The 15,460-nt window shown below is 34.2% G+C and carries 19 protein-coding genes and 1 pseudogene; 10 read left to right on the top strand and 10 right to left on the bottom strand.

All coding sequences use genetic code 11. The annotated features are described in order from the left end of the window. The first annotated feature begins 227 nt into the window (after positions 1 to 227). The 3 genes from ABWU28_RS00845 to ruvX are packed head-to-tail and all read left to right on the top strand — an operon-like array spanning position 228 to position 3,656. Entirely contained in the window at positions 228 to 1,298 is a 1,071-nt protein-coding gene (locus ABWU28_RS00845) for a methyltransferase domain-containing protein (RefSeq protein WP_007302520.1), read from the top strand. Positions 1,299 to 1,346: 48 nt separating this feature from the next. Continuing rightward, entirely contained in the window at positions 1,347 to 3,131 is a 1,785-nt protein-coding gene (locus tag ABWU28_RS00840) for a ribonucleoside-diphosphate reductase subunit alpha (protein WP_007302519.1), read from the top strand. A gap of 57 nt (positions 3,132 to 3,188) precedes the next feature. Next, entirely contained in the window at positions 3,189 to 3,656 is a 468-nt protein-coding gene (ruvX, locus tag ABWU28_RS00835; RefSeq protein ID WP_019236914.1) for a Holliday junction resolvase RuvX, read from the top strand. Between the two features lie 25 nt (positions 3,657 to 3,681). Here the strand turns inward: ruvX and ruvC are convergent, their stop codons facing one another. The 9 genes and pseudogenes from ruvC to ABWU28_RS00790 form a co-directional block, all read right to left on the bottom strand. After that, on the bottom strand, positions 3,682 to 4,170 hold the full coding sequence (ruvC, locus tag ABWU28_RS00830) for a crossover junction endodeoxyribonuclease RuvC (RefSeq protein WP_019236913.1): 489 nt from the start codon (positions 4,168 to 4,170) through the stop codon (positions 3,682 to 3,684). Then, positions 4,171 to 4,998 carry a cytochrome c oxidase subunit 3 gene (locus ABWU28_RS00825; protein WP_019236912.1) on the bottom strand — a complete coding sequence of 276 codons (828 nt, stop codon included), beginning with the start codon at positions 4,996 to 4,998 and terminating at the stop codon, positions 4,171 to 4,173. It abuts the gene before it with no gap. A gap of 47 nt (positions 4,999 to 5,045) precedes the next feature. Then, positions 5,046 to 5,705, bottom strand: coding sequence for a TenA family protein (locus tag ABWU28_RS00820; RefSeq protein ID WP_353275351.1), 660 nt, complete (start codon positions 5,703 to 5,705; stop codon positions 5,046 to 5,048). A 39-nt stretch (positions 5,706 to 5,744) separates the two neighbouring features. After that, positions 5,745 to 5,948, bottom strand: a pseudogene (locus tag ABWU28_RS00815) (TenA family transcriptional regulator); the annotation flags it as partial. After that, a complete protein-coding gene (locus tag ABWU28_RS00810) occupies positions 5,891 to 6,064 on the bottom strand; it encodes a hypothetical protein (RefSeq protein WP_353275350.1) in 174 nt (57 codons plus the stop codon). The gene ABWU28_RS00810 and the pseudogene ABWU28_RS00815, both read right to left, overlap by 58 nt. 11 nt (positions 6,065 to 6,075) lie before the next feature. Further along, on the bottom strand, positions 6,076 to 7,377 hold the full coding sequence (ltrA, locus tag ABWU28_RS00805; protein WP_353274935.1) for a group II intron reverse transcriptase/maturase: 1,302 nt from the start codon (positions 7,375 to 7,377) through the stop codon (positions 6,076 to 6,078). A 26-nt stretch (positions 7,378 to 7,403) separates the two neighbouring features. Next, entirely contained in the window at positions 7,404 to 7,790 is a 387-nt protein-coding gene (locus ABWU28_RS00800) for a hypothetical protein (RefSeq protein ID WP_353274937.1), read from the bottom strand. 159 nt (positions 7,791 to 7,949) lie between these two features. Next, on the bottom strand, positions 7,950 to 9,155 hold the full coding sequence (gene ispD / locus ABWU28_RS00795; protein WP_264376683.1) for a 2-C-methyl-D-erythritol 4-phosphate cytidylyltransferase: 1,206 nt from the start codon (positions 9,153 to 9,155) through the stop codon (positions 7,950 to 7,952). Between the two features lie 277 nt (positions 9,156 to 9,432). Beyond that, positions 9,433 to 9,579: a hypothetical protein gene (locus tag ABWU28_RS00790; RefSeq protein ID WP_264376682.1), complete on the bottom strand. Its 147-nt coding sequence runs from the start codon at positions 9,577 to 9,579 to the stop codon at positions 9,433 to 9,435. On the opposite strand from ABWU28_RS00790, the gene ABWU28_RS00785 reads away from it, so the two are divergent. The 6 genes from ABWU28_RS00785 (at position 9,578) to ABWU28_RS00760 (ending at position 13,614) form a co-directional block, all read left to right on the top strand. Then, positions 9,578 to 10,144, top strand: coding sequence for an alpha/beta hydrolase (locus ABWU28_RS00785; protein ID WP_353275347.1), 567 nt, complete (start codon positions 9,578 to 9,580; stop codon positions 10,142 to 10,144). The genes ABWU28_RS00790 and ABWU28_RS00785 overlap by 2 nt on opposite strands. A 49-nt stretch (positions 10,145 to 10,193) precedes the next feature. After that, complete coding sequence (locus ABWU28_RS00780; RefSeq protein ID WP_264686181.1) at positions 10,194 to 11,267, top strand: AI-2E family transporter; 1,074 nt, start codon at positions 10,194 to 10,196, stop codon at positions 11,265 to 11,267. Positions 11,268 to 11,311: 44 nt separating this feature from the next. Next, positions 11,312 to 11,509, top strand: a complete 198-nt coding sequence (locus ABWU28_RS00775) for a hypothetical protein (protein ID WP_230609272.1) — start codon at positions 11,312 to 11,314, stop codon at positions 11,507 to 11,509. 254 nt (positions 11,510 to 11,763) lie between these two features. Continuing rightward, positions 11,764 to 11,907 (top strand): hypothetical protein, encoded by a 144-nt coding sequence (locus ABWU28_RS00770; protein WP_019236827.1) that lies wholly within the window; start codon positions 11,764 to 11,766, stop codon positions 11,905 to 11,907. A gap of 37 nt (positions 11,908 to 11,944) precedes the next feature. Beyond that, entirely contained in the window at positions 11,945 to 13,492 is a 1,548-nt protein-coding gene (ltrA, locus tag ABWU28_RS00765; RefSeq protein ID WP_019236826.1) for a group II intron reverse transcriptase/maturase, read from the top strand. After that, positions 13,489 to 13,614, top strand: a complete 126-nt coding sequence (locus tag ABWU28_RS00760) for a hypothetical protein (protein ID WP_255324780.1) — start codon at positions 13,489 to 13,491, stop codon at positions 13,612 to 13,614. Before ltrA (ABWU28_RS00765) ends, ABWU28_RS00760 begins: the two co-directional genes overlap by 4 nt. Here ABWU28_RS00760 and ABWU28_RS00755 read toward each other — a convergent pair. Then, positions 13,611 to 14,273, bottom strand: a complete 663-nt coding sequence (locus ABWU28_RS00755; protein WP_353275345.1) for a hypothetical protein — start codon at positions 14,271 to 14,273, stop codon at positions 13,611 to 13,613. The genes ABWU28_RS00760 and ABWU28_RS00755 overlap by 4 nt on opposite strands. 79 nt (positions 14,274 to 14,352) lie before the next feature. On the opposite strand from ABWU28_RS00755, the gene ABWU28_RS00750 reads away from it, so the two are divergent. Continuing rightward, the gene (locus ABWU28_RS00750) at positions 14,353 to 15,372 is read left to right on the top strand and encodes an Mrp/NBP35 family ATP-binding protein (protein WP_353275343.1); all 1,020 of its coding nucleotides are present in this window, start codon (positions 14,353 to 14,355) and stop codon (positions 15,370 to 15,372) included. The last annotated feature ends 88 nt before the right edge of the window (positions 15,373 to 15,460 follow it).

The raw sequence follows: 15,460 nt of genomic DNA, 5'->3' as shown, positions 1-15,460 counted from the left end.
TTTATATGTTACAATCTGATAAATCATATGTCAACGCCTTTTTACACAAAACATTTACCTATTATTATCAACAACAATATACCAGCAATCTTAAACATTATAATCTAAGAAATATTTGACAAATTGATATGTACAGAAAAATTAATGAAAAAGATATTTTGTAAGATAAAATGTGTTAAAATTAGTTACCTAAAAATGAAAATGAACATTTGGAGTATTTCTAATGTATGAAAAGTAATCTATCTTTTATAAAAAACTTTGCTTTAAATTGTATATCCAAGCTCACTGGCTTATTAAATAGTAAAAAAGTAAAAAATTTCATTATGGATAAATACAGTACTCTCCATAAAGAAATTGTAGTGTTTCTTGAAAAATCTAAAAACCTGTTAAATACCAACACTGAAATCGGGTTATATCACTTCTATAAAGGTAATATATCAGATGCAAAGTTAAGATTTTGGTTAATTAGCATATTCTACCCTAATTTACCTCTAGTCTGGTATAATATCGGAAGATGTCATTTTGCAGTAGGCAATACTAACAAAGCTTATAATTATTTAACAAAAACCCTAAAATTAGATAGTAGTCATAAAGAAGCTTCTTACTATATAAAGAAAATAACAAACACATCAGATATTGTGGAATTGCCTGAAAATCTCATAAAGCAATATTTTGATTACACAGGTGAATATTTTGTTGAGCATTGGCTAATTGCCAAACAATACAGAGGGCATGAACTAGTACACATGATAATTACAAAAGTCTTTAACAACTCCACTTCTAAACTGAATATACTCGACCTTGGTTGCGGTACTGGAATATGTGGTCACTTCCTAAAAATAAGTAATATTAGAAGTCGCATAACAGGAGTTGACATCTCAAATAGAATGCTCAATATTGCAAGAGGATGCCTTATAAAAGGTAAACCTGTTTACGATGAGTTAATACATACAGAAATGAAAGAGTTTCTTAAACAAGAGAAGAACCAGCAGTATGATGTAATTATCTTTGCTGAAGTGCTACACTATCTACATGATTTTCTAGCAGAATTGGAACTAGCAAAAGGATTGACAAACAAAAAAGGGGTTATTGTATGTTTAGTAAGAAGAAAGGAAGGTAAAGGTATTGACTTTGTAAACAAAGGAGATTATTTTCGTCACTCAGAAGATTATATTCAGCATGTTGCAAAAGAAACAAATATGCAAATAAGTCAAATGAGTTACTGTAAAATATATGGCAGCCAAGTTGATGGTATCTTGTTTGCATTACAGTATCCACAAAAAAATTTAACAACTTAATCGAGAAATCGCTCAAATAAATGTCTATATTATCATAAAGGGAGTCTTATGAATTACATTGCTATTAACTACGCAAAGGATAGTAAATTAACTGATTTTGGAAAAGCAGTTCTATTGGACAGGTATTTAATAGAAAATGAAAGTTATCAAGATCTCTTTATACGTATTGCCAATTACTACTCTGATAATAAAGAGCATGCACAGCGTCTTTATGATTACATGAGCAATTTATGGTTCATGCCTTCAACTCCAATACTTAGTAATGGTGGTACCAAGAGAGGATTGCCTATTTCCTGCTTTCTTAACGAAACTGAAGATAGCTTGCAGGGAATAGTTGATTTATGGAATGAAAATGTTTGGCTCGCTGCACGTGGTGGTGGAATAGGTAGTTATTGGGGAAATTTACGTTCAATTGGTGAAAGTGTCAAAGGTAGCGGTAAAACATCAGGAATTGTGCCATTTATCGTAGTACAAAATGCTCTGACGCTTGCAATCAGCCAAGGATCCTTAAGAAGAGGAAGCTCAGCAGTTTATCTTCCTGTATGGCATCCAGAAATAGAAGAGTTTCTAGATTTACGTAAGCCAACTGGTGGTGACCCAAATCGCAAAGCATTAAATATACATCATGCTGTAATAGTAACAGATAAGTTTATGCAAGCTGTTGAAGATGATCAAGAATGGGATTTAATAAGCCCTCATAACAATAAAGTTATTTCAACAGTAAAAGCACGGGATATATGGATTAAAATATTAACAGCAAGAGTTGAAACTGGAGAACCTTACATTATTTTCCTTGATGCAACAAATAACAATAAGCCAGAATCTTACAAAAAACTCAACTTAGACATCAAAATGTCAAACCTATGCAGTGAAATAACTTTAACTACAGGTTACGATCACCTGAAAAAGTCACGCACTGCTGTATGTTGTTTATCATCCGTAAATCTTGAATACTACGAAGAATGGAAAGATAATGAGCTTTTCATAGAAGATATAATGCGTTTTCTTGATAATGTATTAGAGGATTTCATAAACCAAGCACCAAATGAAATACAGCGAGCAAAATATTCCGCAATAAGAGAGCGTAGTATCGGTCTTGGCGTGATGGGTTTTCATTCATTTTTACAAAGTAAAATGGTTCCTTTTGAATCAGTAACAGCCCAACAATGGAATAAAAAAGTATTTAAGCATTTGCGCGAGCAAGCAGATGTAGTTTCTAAAAAATTAGCAGAAGAAAAAGGGCCATGTCTTGATGCTAAAGAAATCGATCTAATGGAAAGGTTTACACATAAGCTCGCTATTGCTCCAACTGCCTCAATTTCGATTATCGCAGGCAACACTTCCCCTGGAATAGAGCCATATGCAGCAAACGTATTTATACAGAAGACACTTACAGGTTCATTTGTAGTACGAAATAAATTCTTGCAAAAACTACTAGCAGAAAAAAATCAAGACAATGATGAAATATGGTCCTCAATTTCAACAAATGAGGGTTCTGTTCAGCATTTAGATTTTCTTAGCAAGCATGAAAAACTGACATTTAAAACAGCATACGAACTTGATCAACAATGGATCATAGAACATGCAAGTGATAGAACTCCTTATATTTGTCAATCTCAATCAGTAAATCTGTTCTTACCTGCCAATGTGCATAAACGTTACTTACACAAAATACATATGCTTGCTTGGAAAAAAGGATTAAAAAGCTTGTATTATTGCAGATCACAATCAATGCAGAGAGCTGACAAGGTCTCACATGACATATTCAAAAAAAGTGAAATATTGCAACAAAAAACAGATATTAATTATGATGAATGTCTATCATGCCAGTAGACTGTACATAACTTACTGTCACAAAAATACAATTGTACAAAAGTTATGTTTTCATAGATGCTACATATAAATCCAGATGAATTTCTAAAGTCTATTCCAAGAGATAAACGTATAATGTGCCTTGATATGGGAGAAAAACAAATAGGCATAGCATTTAGTGATAAAACACAGCTTATAGCTACAGCTCATAGTATATATTATAGAAGAAATATGAGCAAAGATTTAGGTTATCTAAATAGAGTGCTTAAAGAAAATGAAGCTGGATCAATGGTAATAGGACTACCATTCAAAATAGATGACCAAGAGACTGAATGGTGTAAAGCAATAATCCAGTTTGCAAATAAAATAATAAAAAAATGTAAAGTACACATATACCTACAAGACGAAAGTCTATCAACATCTCTTGCAACTCACGCACTAAAAATTACTGGAATATCAATCACAAAATCAAAAAAAATAGATGATAAAATTGCTGCATGTATTATTCTGCAACGAACGTTAGATAAGATAAATACCATCAAATAGTTTTTTCAACTGAATTCATGTAAAACTATTCAATAAAACAAGAACTTCTCGTATAAGCATGACAAATTGCTGTAGCAAGAGCATCAGCAGTATGATGACATTTTATATTTAAGTTTTTAACTATTTGCTTCACCATAAATATAATCTGATCCTTATCAGCATGACCATTTCCAGTAATGCTCTTTTTTATATAGTTTGCATCATATTCATTCATGGGTAAATCCGTCATTCGTAATATTAAAATTGCAATCGCTCTTGCATATCCTAAAGTTAGCGAAGATTTTGGGTTCTTATTAACAAAAATTTTCTCTACTGCAGCTTCATTTGGAGAGTATAGAGAAATTACTTTCTTTAATTCTTCAAAAATTATATGTAAACGCTCACCTGTACCCAACTTACTATCAGTTGATATGGCACCACCACCCAAAAATTCAATACTATTTTTTTCTTCCAGATTGATAATTGCCCAACCAGTTTTGCTTATTCCTGGATCTAGACCTATTATCTTAATCACTTAATAAATGCTGAGCCAATAAACAAACAAAAATAAAAATATCCAAACTACATCAACGAAGTGCCAATACCAAGAAGCAAACTCAAAACATAAATGATCTTGAGGTGTAATCTGATTTTTTCGAGCTCTAAATAAACATACTGACAAGAATATTATCCCTATTATAACATGTACACAATGAAAACCAGTAATCATGTAAAAGTTGGATGTATAGATAAGTTTCTCTCCCGCTTCTTGTAGAGAAAAACTTGCTTCATAATACTCAATTGCTTGCACTATTATAAAGAACATCCCAAGCAATATAGTTATAGACAGCATTTTAATCATGCTCTTTTGATCATTTTCAAGTAAAAAATGATGTGCTGAAGTAATCGTTGTACCAGAAAGTAATAATATTAGTGTATTCATAAATGGTAACGACCACGGATCCGGTGGTAAAATCCCTTCAGGGGGCCATTCAACTTTTTTTGTAGGAGAAAACGCTTCAAATAAAAAAACCGGATCAAGCCAGGCTTTAAAGAATGAACAAAAGAACGCTATAAAAAACACAACTTCCGAGAGGATAAATAAGTACATTGCAAGCTTGAGTCCATGTTTTACAATGGCAGTATGGCATTTATCATAAATTGCTTCTCTTATTACATCTCTCCACCAATAAAACAGCACTCCTGATACCGCAGAGATTCCCAAAACTAAACCAAATATTCCAGAAATTTGTTTATGGAGTGTACCAACTAATCCAAGTGCAAGAACAAGAATTGCTGCTGATATAGCAATTGGCCAGGGACTTGGGTCCACTAAATGAAAATCATGTTCTTTACTTTTCATATCACCTTCAAAAATACATATCAAGCATACAAATTAGCTTAAAATTGTCAATATTTCTTAAAATTTTGATCAAATTTTGAAAAATTATATGCGCTATTCCAAAAGTCTAACTCAAATTGTGCAGTTATTTTAAATAATTCAAGCATTCTGGTTCTTTCACTTTCCCTTGCTTTGTTACAATACTCGTCAACAATATCTTCCAAAGCAACACATCCAGATTCCATCAAACTACCGCCAAAAAAATCAAACCAATCCTTATATCTATTATTTTTTTTAATTTTATTTCTCATATTATCAACAATAATTTTATATATAAAATGGCAAGAGTAAAGAACTGTTACAGCTTCATAAATGTCGCTATACGAAGTAGACAAAAGAAAGTTAGTAAAATTGAAACATTCAAGCGACTTTTCTCCACGATTTATGGAGTATACAGTAAAGTAGTGGTCGTATAACACTCTCATAATCTCTATTCCTCCTTTAGCCACCCCAATCAATGGAACAATGTTATTACAACTCTCCATTTTTGATGCAGTCATTAAAACAGTACGAACATAATCAGCTAAAAAGAATGCATCTTGTTGTATATAAAATTTGAAGTTTTCTATGTTTAAAGTATTATTTGCTAATTCAACATTGAAAGGATGCTCAATAATATCCTTTAAAAGATTTGACCCATAATAACTCTTAATTATACCACTAAACATCACATAAACTAGAATATAATTTAGTGTTAATACTACAGATTATGCTAGAGAATACATCTCATCCCAAAACAATATTTCTAGCTCTAAACCTCTCTTAAAAAACTCATGCATCCTTCTTTTTTCACAATCGCCAGCTTTCTTATAAAATTTATTCGTAACATTAGTAAACTCATCAATTGCAGCATTCATTGCTTTGCTATTGTAAATATTGATCCATCCTTCGTACTTGCTATTTTTAACCTCATGTTCGGTAGAAGCTGTAGCTTTACTCCTCTCGTTTGAGTTTTATTACTACAACTCCCCCTAAAGAACCGTGCTTGCAGATTTCCCGCACACGGCTCATCAATATTAGTTTTCACAGTCGTCCCTCTTATGCATATAAAGAAAAATGTATTTTTGGCTTTGGTAATGGATTTACTTCTACGTAGTGTACAAACTGTTCCCAGGTCATACTCTTTTTCTGACTACGCCGATTTATCCATTTAAATGCTAGCTTTCTTACTGATGTGTAAAATTGTTTCAAACACCAATAATTTCCGCTAATACCAAAGTAGTTATAGTGTCCTGTTAATTTAGCCTTCAGTACTTGCCACCAAGCTTTAAGTCGAATACTTCCGCGGACTATTTTCAACCACTCCTTGATTTCTTTTAGTTTTCTGGCTAGATTTAACTTTGAGGTTTTATGTCCCATTATTAATCTACCACGACGACTTTTTGCACCATAGTGCGTAAACCCCAGAAAATTGAAACTTTCCGTCCTTCGTTTCTCTCTTATCGCTTGTTGCCACTCCCTCTTGCCAAACTTTACTACTCTGGTCTTGTTTTCAGATACTTCCAACCCAAATTTATTTAGCCTTTGTTTCAGTAATTCCAGAAATTCTTCCGCGTCTACCTTACTTTCGCAACAAACCACAAAATCGTCGCAAAACCTTATTAGTTGTATATATCCTCTGGATCTTGGTTTAAATTTCTTTTCTATCCATAAATCCAACACATAATGTAAGTATATATTTGCTAATACAGGACTTACTATACCACCTTGGGGTGTACCTTGTTTTGTTGCTTCATAATTTCCAGCTTCGACTATCCCTGCCTTGAGAAACCGCTTTACTAACCACCGCAAATTTGGGTCAGTTATTCGTTCCCTTAGACATCTCATTAGCCATTTATGCTGTATATTATCGTAGAACTTCTTGATATCCACTTCTACAATGTAGTTTATTGGCTTGTACATAACTGCTTTATCTAGTGCATTTACCGCTTGATGACAGTTTCTTCCAGGTCGAAATCCATATGAGCTGTCCAGAAAGTTTGCCTCGTAAATATTTTCTAGTATCTTCTTCAGCATAATCTGTACTAATTTATCCTCGGTCGATGGTATTCCGAGTCCGCGTTTCTCTTTACTTCCAGCTTTCGGTATATATACCCTCTTTACTGGTTGTGGTTGATATTGCTTCCTCTTCATACTTTCTACTAGCACTTCGAGTTTCTCATTCAGATTTTCTCCGTATGATTCCACTGTTATCTGGTCTACTCCACAAGCCTTGTTACGCTTCAGTTCTTTATAACATCTCGCAAGATTCTCTGTATTTATCAGATGGACTAACGATGTGAATTTTAGTCGCTTATCTTGCTTTGCTCTTACTGCTATCTGGTTTAGTTTATTTTGCATGTTATTCCAACCTCCGTTGTATTGGCCTAGCAATCCCTATTCCAGTTACTATATTGCTGATCGCTTCCCCTTGTACGTGGCTTTCCCACATTCTGAGTACTATCAATCAGTCCGACTTCCCCTGCATCTTCCGCTAGTTCTTGCCTTTGTTGACTTGTTCCAGCGTACCTTTGTAGGAATGCATAGGATCTCCCAAGTTCACTTGAAGTCCATTTCAATACATGGCACGGTCTCAGATCCCGATAGAGTGAGTGATAACTTGCCTTTACGCTATCCTTCATGCTGTCTTCCATGGCCATGAAAATGTCGACCTCTATGTCTTCAGGTATTTCGGAACTCAATCCCTTCACTTTCGTTGTACCCTGCATTGTCCATCCCACTAGCTCTATTACACTCGTTACCTCATGCAACATAGTGGTCTGTTCCAAACTGTTGGCTAGACTTTGTTTGTGTTGGATTTTCACCAACTGTTCTCCAAGCACTTCTTGGCGCACCTTGACAAACCTTCCCACTTTCCTTGCAATGGAAGTGAAATGGTGGAGTTTGTCAAGTAAGTTATTTCGTTTCTACCTTCAATAAAAATTTGCACGCAATAGCACAGAAGCATACGTTGCTATTCCCTCATTTCTTCCAATAGAACCTAATTTTTCCGCTGTGGTTGCTTTGATATTTACGAATTCACCATTAATTTCTAATATTTTTGATATGAATTCCTTCATTCCTGCTTTGTAAGGCGATATTTTAGGCTCTTCACAAACTATAGTAATATCTAAATTAGACACGCTATATCCTTTTTCCTGTGCTTTTTTAGCAGCAAAGTCAAGAAAATGAGATGAATTGCAATCCTTCCATTTAGAGGAATTAGGAGGAAAATGTTCTCCTATATCGCCACATCCTAGTGCTCCGAGTATTGCATCAACGATTGCATGTATTGCAACATCACCATCGGAATGTGCCTCTATTGCCATATTATGCTCAATTTCCACACCGCAAATTTTTATAAAGCTCTTAGCATCATTTTGAATTTTAACAAATTTATGTATATCATAACCGGTTCCGACACGGAATTTTGGCTCTCCAAAGAGAAGTTTTGCCATATTGATATCCTCTTTTGTAGTTAACTTAAAATTCTTTTTCTCACCTTCAATAATCGCAACATGTTTTTTATGCTCTACCATTAGTGATGAATCATCAGTAAATTCTTTGACTGATTGATGGCACGATAATAATTCTCTGAAATTAAAAATTTGAGGAGTTTGCATGGCTCTAAGTTTTTCTCTTGAAATCGTAGATTCAATGAAATTATTACTCACCAACGATATAGTATCCTCGACTTCTATTGCTGGAACTACTCCTGTATATTGACCATTAATCATAGATTCAATCAAGTTGTTTATTAGAATATTTGATACAAAAGGCCTACAAGCGTCATGTATAATAACAAAATCTGGATTGATCTTTTGCAAACTCTCCAGTCCAAGTTTAACTGAACTCTGCCTGCTTTTTCCTCCACATACTGGACTCAGCAATTTAGTATCTATAGTTGATGACGTAACTTCTTTATAGAAATCTTTTTGACTTTCATTCACTACCACTCTTATGTAACTTATGTACTGATTAGCTAAGAATTTCCTAATTGTGTGAAATAAAACAGACTTACCTGCCAATTTTATATACTGTTTAGGGATTTTGGCATTGCATCTACTGCCTACTCCTGCTGCAACTATTAATGCTGCTATCTTGTATTCCTCAAGTCTGTTAGTGTACATGCTTACCATTTTCGGTGTTAATACAAGTTATCTAGCATTTTAAAAAAGTTGATCCAATTCTCAAAAAAGAATATTCTTTTACTAGGTGTAATATATGCTAGAGGAAAATAATACACGTTGCTAAGTATAATAAAGAAAATGAGATACATCTTATATTTTTTCATGGAATAGGTGATAATTATAAGAATGCGGCCAGGTATATACAAGATAGATCTACATATCTCCATAGGTCTAATTTTCACACTCATGCACATAAATACCCAATTGCATTTCAAAACTATATAACTTACGCAATAGCTAGTTTCTTATTTTTAGGAATATCCATATTATCACCCACTCTGATATTATTTACCAACCCAATGACGTCTAGGACAGCGAATTCAGCAATATTAGCAGCTTTGATTTGCACTTTTTTGTCTATATCAATACTCATGATTCCATTTATAAATAAGAATAAAAGCTTATCTCAGTCTTCGATAAAAAAAATCAATGAATTAATGGACAAGGGTGTAAAACCTGAAAACATCATACTTTTCGGCCATTCCTTTGGAGGAGCAGTTGCATCAGAAGTATTAAAATATTTTACAGACAAAAATATTAAACTTGGAGGCGTTATTTTTACTAGCACTTTCAGCTCTTTTCATAATGCAATAAAGCATTTTCCAATTCCTCAAGCAAAAATTTTAAGTGTACTGCCCTCATGCTTATTGAAAAAGATGCTTAAGGTCCTAAATTTAGATTTTGATATAGTAAGCAATATACAAAAGCTACAAAATGATAATATACCAATAGTAGTCATTAATCATGAAAGAGACACCTTAATACCATATCCTGCACAATTGGCAAAGGCAGTAGATGATCTATTGTTAAATAGAAATTCGATTAAGATCGTTAATCTGAGAAGCTTTACAGATAACCCGCATAACGGAGTTTTATCTAGTTGGCAATTGAGTGAAAATTTGGCTGATCTCATGCCTAATAAAATAATGAATAGATAGTACTTACAAAAAACTTTATATTTTTCGGTAAATTAACTATTCTAAACACATGCAAAAACGTCATATAACTATTTGTTGTGTACTGCTTTTCATAATAGGGGCATTATTTTTGATGCGTCCTATGATTGTTCCGTGTCTAATATCTGTTTTTGTTGCACATCTATTTAACCCGCTAGTAACCAAGTTTGAAAAATATAGAATACCACGTTCATGTTCTGTAGTTTTTATAATACTTACCTTATTGATAGCTTTTATATTAGTTATCACATTTGTTTTACCTATTATATATTTTCAAATTACTTTAATATTAAATTTCTTAGTGAATAAGATACCTTCATTAAAGCTTAAAGTGATTCCTTCTGTGCTAGAATTTCTTAATATAAAAACTGAAGATAGTTTATTTGATCACTTGTCTAAAAATCTAGTAGAAAATTACAGTGATTATATATCTTATTTTATAAATGCTCTTAGCATGGGCAGTAATCTTATAATTCAAGTGCTAAATTCAAGCTTTAATTTGATTTACATGGTATCATTAATAGCTATTACGCTTGTGGTGTTTTTTTATGTATTACGTGATTGGCCTGCAATTGTAGAAAAGGCTAATAAACTAATTCCCATTCTTTACAGAGAAAAAGCTGCAGGTTATTTTTCTAAAGTAGATTTCATTATATCTAATTACCTAAAGGGACAGTTAAACGTATGTATAGTCATGATGATCTTTTACTCCGTGGGCCTTAGCATAATTGGGCTGAAGCATTCTGTAGCTATTGGAATTTTATCAGGAACATTAACATTTATACCCTATATAGGGCCATTATTATACACTATTATCGGATTTTTGAGCGCCATTACTCAATTTAGTGGATGGTTTGAAAGTACTGCTGTCTTGCTATTATTTAGTGTTGGTCAATTAATAGACTCAAGCATATTAGTGCCTTTATTAATAGGAAAAAAAGTTCATATACATCCAACTATCATTATTTTAGGAGTTGTCATATGCACCTCATATTTTGGGTTTATAGGTATATTATTTTTTATTCCAATAATAGCAATGTTCAGTGTATTAGTAGAATATGCAGTCAATAAATATTTTGAAAGTGAGCTTTATAAAAATGGCTAATTAGTTCACGATAAAAAAAGGATCTCTGATACATTTGAGAGATGGTGCGACCTGAAAGTCTTCGGTCATATTGTTTAAAAGGAGAGGAATTCATTCAGAAAGAAACTGAAAGGATTCTAAAACTTATTAAACCAGATGTTTTGCCGTCTGAGTCTACGCATCAGTGCGAATCGGGCAACCGGTTGGTGCCAAGCGATGCGGACAATGAACCTCCTCTTGAAAAAGAAGATGCTCAATCGTGAGAGGGGCATAAACTGCAAGCATCATGTGGTTGGAGGGCTAGGCTAGTGGTATGGTGAACGTAAGTGAAGCTTTATAAGTACCGATACGATGAAAGAGCTAAAGATGCTGATAAGCTCTGACCAAAAGGTAATGTGGATAAGTTACATTTTTCATTTCTAGATGTACGCAAATAATAACTCCACCGGTATAGAGAAGCCACCTAACCCACTGTTGTATGACTGGAGAAACAGGGTAAGCCTGTATTTTCGCCTACATGGCAAGCAAACCGCAAGGAATGCTGATGGAAGTGCAGGTAAAGGAGAATGGAGAAAGCGAATGCCATTTTGTAACGAAATGGATAGAATTTGTAACATTAATTCGCGTGAAAACGAGCAGACTTCCATTTGGTCCCTCGTGACAAGAAACTTTGTTAACCACTTAAGGTAGGAAAGCAGATGATTACAAGTAAACCTGTAAGTGCATCTACCGAAAGCTTTGAAGCATGGAAGCAATTGCCATGGAAGAAATGCCAGAAAGTTATTGTGAGGCTACAAAGACGTATTGTTAAGGCTGTCCAAGAAGGAAGATGGGGTAAGGTAAAAGCTTTACAACATCTTCTCACACGCTCTTTTAGCGGAAAAGCTTTGGCTGTTAAGAGAGTAACTGAAAACCAAGGAAAAACCACAGCAGGTGTAGATCGTCAACTATGGTCAACTTGCAATGCTAAATTTCAAGGAATAAAGCTGTTAAAACAAAGAGGATATAAACCTTCTCCGCTCAAACGAATTTATATCAGTAAATCTAATGGCAAAAGAAGGCCTCTCGGTATACCCACGATAAAAGATAGAGCGATGCAAGCATTATATCTGTTTGCTCTGGAACCGATAGCTGAAACGATCAGTGATCGTCACTCCTATGGCTTTAGACCTAAAAGATCCTGCGCGGATGCTATTGCTGCTTGTCACTTATTACTGGCAAGACGCAATCGACCACAATGGATACTAGAAGGTGATATCAAAGGGTGCTTTGACAACATTAACCATGAATGGCTTATGAAGCATATTCCTATGGAAAAGAAAATTCTTCATAGATGGTTAAAAGCTGGTTTCCTAGAATCGAAAACTCTGTATCCCACAACTGCTGGCACTCCGCAAGGAAGTATAATTTCTCCAATACTAGCTAACTTTACCTTAGATGGTCTTGAACAGTTATTAGAAAGTCGCTTTGGTAAATTAGGTAGCAAAAGAAGAGGAAAAATCAGAAGTGGAGTGAATGTAATCAGGTACGCAGACGACTTTATTATTTCAGGTTTCACACATGAAGTACTGGAAAAGGAAGTTAAGCCTTTAGTATCATCTTTTCTTCATGAGCGAGGTTTAATTCTGTCAGAAGAGAAGACAAAGATTACATCTATTACAACAGGGTTTGACTTTCTTGGTTGTAATGTACGTAGATATAATAAGAAGTTAATTATTAAACCTTCGAAAGAAAGTATTAAAAGACTTCTTAATAAAGCACGTACATTGATAAAAGCAAATATAGCGAACACTCAGGCTATAGTAATTAAGTCACTCAACTCTCTACTGAGAGGATGGGGAAATTACTATCACCATGTGTGTGCTAAAAAAGCGTTTAGAAAGATCGACAATGAAATTTGGCATAGTTTATGGAAATGGGCAAAGAAAAGACATCCTCGTAAAGGATTACGTTGGATAAAGAATCGTTACTTCAAAGTAATGGGTCAACGCCAATGGGTTTTTGCTGCACCCATATGCAAGAACAAACCAAAAGAGATACGGTATTTAAGACTGCTTAAGCTGATTGATATACCTATCAGACGACATGTTAAAATCAGAGCGGATGCAAATCCCCTTGACTTAAAATGGAAAAAGTATTTTGATGAGAGAGTGAAACGAACAAGAATGTTAGCAAGCTCCTTTTCAAGAGAAGGTTCTCTACTGTTGGTGTCACCATTAAGAATGATGTTTCCTGAGGAATCATGAAGGACAAGCCGGTTCTAGAAAAGAAGAACTTAGATAAGGGGCTCAAGCGTAGTGTGGGGAAACCTGCATGCTGCGTTTCTAAGGGAGGGGGTAGTAGTAATACTGCTTCCTTACCTGACTAGTTACAACATTCCTTATTATTTTCATATATGGCAAAGCTAATTGGTGTTAAAATATGCGTCAGACCATCTGAAAACTGTAAAATATTTTCAGCAATAAAAACGCCTTGCAGCATATCATTATTTTGAGCTTTTTCTAAAATAGAACTGATACATTCTTTATTACCTTCATATATAGAGAAACTGAGTGGTGTTAAAGCATACTCCATAGTATTGAAATACTGTACAATATTTCTAGCAGCAAGAATATCTTGTAGTATTCCACTGTCCTGGGCTTTTGTTAAAATATCATTAATATATCTTGGCTTATTGTGATGTATAGCAAAGCCAAGCGATGTTAAGGTGTACATCAGACTATCTTGATAGTTTATAATATTTTCAGTATTAATAATCTCTTGCAGTGTACCGTTATTTTGAGAATGTATTAAAATAGAATTAACGCATTCGTCATTACATTTGAATATGGCGAGGCTAAGTAGTGTTAAAGTGCGTTCCCCACCTCTTGGAAATCGTGTAGTATATCCTATTGTAAGAACTTTTAGTAAGTCATTCTCTGAGGCTACTTTCAAGATATTACTAATTCCCCCACCATTTGATATTACCTTTTTCAACTTAAAATGCAAATTTCGTTGTGCTTGTGTTAAGTTGTTATCATTTAGCATATTCTTGTAACCTCGCTTTAAAGTCAGTGCAGTTTAATTATTCTATGTTAGTATACACCAATAGAAAAAATTTCATCATATGTTCTGGAAAAATTTTACACAGGTTAATGAGGAAATCGTAAGAGAGAGCCTAAAAAAGGTTATAGAGAAGAAAAGTGGCAAGAATGTTGGTGTAGTATCCTCAATTGTTATTAAGGGTAAAGATGTTGCTTTTGCTCTTGAAGTTACTGAGCCAAATGAAGAATTAAGAAAAAATTGTGAGCAAGCTGTTAAGGCGATACCGGGAGTAGGAAAGGTTACTGTAGTTGCTACTGGTCAAAAACAAGCTAGGCAACAAAAAGCTAAACTTCATATCGAAGGAGTGAAAAATATAATTGTCGTTGCTTCTGGTAAAGGAGGTGTGGGTAAGTCGACAGTTGCACTAAATCTAGCTCTTTCGTTAGCAGAATTAAAACATAAAGTTGCGCTAGTTGATGCAGATATATATGGTCCTTCGATTCCTAAAATGTTGGGCACTGAGAAATTAAAACCAGAAATACAGAGTGGTAAAGCAATGCCTATAGAGAAACATGGTCTCTATACTATTTCAATTGGCTATTTTATTGATAAGGACCGCGCAGTAATATGGCGTGGACCTATGATCACAAAAGCACTTTACAATTTGCTAATGGGAACAAGGTGGTCTGATATAGAATATTTAATCATTGATACACCGCCTGGCACTGGCGATGTACATTTAAGTCTGATGGAGAATTTTAGTTTAACTGGAGCAATAATAGTTTCAACTCCACAGGAGCTTGCTTTAGTCGATGCACAAAAAATTTATGATATGTTCACAAAGCTCAGCGTGCCAATTATCGGCATTGTGGAAAATATGAGCTATTTTGTTCAAGATAATTTAAAAATACACATATTTGGAAAAGGTGGTGCAAAAAAAATGTCTGAAGAGCTGGGAGTCAAACTCTTGGGCAGAGTTCCTCTAGATCCGCAAATATGTAGTGCTTCTGATTGTGGAGACCCTTCAATGCTAAGTGAGGATTTAGTAAGGATTTATGAAGGCATTGCTAAAGATGTTAGGTCTTTTGTATGCAGTCTATAAAGTTTGTTTAACTACTTTTAAAATAGGTAGAATGTAATTTTAGGTGAATAAAATATTTCAAATGGCAGCAGCTACCTCGTATCTGAAC

The organism is Wolbachia endosymbiont (group B) of Pilophorus perplexus (assembly GCF_964028155.1).
GTDB lineage: Bacteria > Pseudomonadota > Alphaproteobacteria > Rickettsiales > Anaplasmataceae > Wolbachia.
This window is presented reverse-complemented; position numbering and strand designations above follow the sequence as displayed.

What these genes read in the sequence shown, in the direction of transcription:
- ABWU28_RS00845 (WP_007302520.1), top strand. Translation starts at nt 228, where the DNA reads ATGAAAAGTAATCTATCTTTTATAAAAAACTTTGCTTTAAATTGTATA.
- ABWU28_RS00840 (WP_007302519.1), top strand. Translation starts at nt 1,347, where the DNA reads ATGAATTACATTGCTATTAACTACGCAAAGGATAGTAAATTAACTGAT.
- ruvX (WP_019236914.1), top strand. Translation starts at nt 3,189, where the DNA reads ATGCTACATATAAATCCAGATGAATTTCTAAAGTCTATTCCAAGAGAT.
- ABWU28_RS00825 (WP_019236912.1), bottom strand. Translation starts at nt 4,998, where the DNA reads ATGAAAAGTAAAGAACATGATTTTCATTTAGTGGACCCAAGTCCCTGG.
- ABWU28_RS00820 (WP_353275351.1), bottom strand. Translation starts at nt 5,705, where the DNA reads ATGTTTAGTGGTATAATTAAGAGTTATTATGGGTCAAATCTTTTAAAG.
- ltrA (WP_353274935.1), bottom strand. Translation starts at nt 7,377, where the DNA reads ATGCAAAATAAACTAAACCAGATAGCAGTAAGAGCAAAGCAAGATAAG.
- ABWU28_RS00800 (WP_353274937.1), bottom strand. Translation starts at nt 7,790, where the DNA reads ATGTTGCATGAGGTAACGAGTGTAATAGAGCTAGTGGGATGGACAATG.
- ispD (WP_264376683.1), bottom strand. Translation starts at nt 9,155, where the DNA reads ATGGTAAGCATGTACACTAACAGACTTGAGGAATACAAGATAGCAGCA.
- ABWU28_RS00785 (WP_353275347.1), top strand. Translation starts at nt 9,578, where the DNA reads ATGATTCCATTTATAAATAAGAATAAAAGCTTATCTCAGTCTTCGATA.
- ABWU28_RS00790 (WP_264376682.1), bottom strand. Translation starts at nt 9,579, where the DNA reads ATGAGTATTGATATAGACAAAAAAGTGCAAATCAAAGCTGCTAATATT.
- ABWU28_RS00780 (WP_264686181.1), top strand. Translation starts at nt 10,194, where the DNA reads ATGCAAAAACGTCATATAACTATTTGTTGTGTACTGCTTTTCATAATA.
- ABWU28_RS00770 (WP_019236827.1), top strand. Translation starts at nt 11,764, where the DNA reads ATGGCAAGCAAACCGCAAGGAATGCTGATGGAAGTGCAGGTAAAGGAG.
- ltrA (WP_019236826.1), top strand. Translation starts at nt 11,945, where the DNA reads ATGATTACAAGTAAACCTGTAAGTGCATCTACCGAAAGCTTTGAAGCA.
- ABWU28_RS00760 (WP_255324780.1), top strand. Translation starts at nt 13,489, where the DNA reads ATGAAGGACAAGCCGGTTCTAGAAAAGAAGAACTTAGATAAGGGGCTC.
- ABWU28_RS00755 (WP_353275345.1), bottom strand. Translation starts at nt 14,273, where the DNA reads ATGCTAAATGATAACAACTTAACACAAGCACAACGAAATTTGCATTTT.
- ABWU28_RS00750 (WP_353275343.1), top strand. Translation starts at nt 14,353, where the DNA reads ATGTTCTGGAAAAATTTTACACAGGTTAATGAGGAAATCGTAAGAGAG.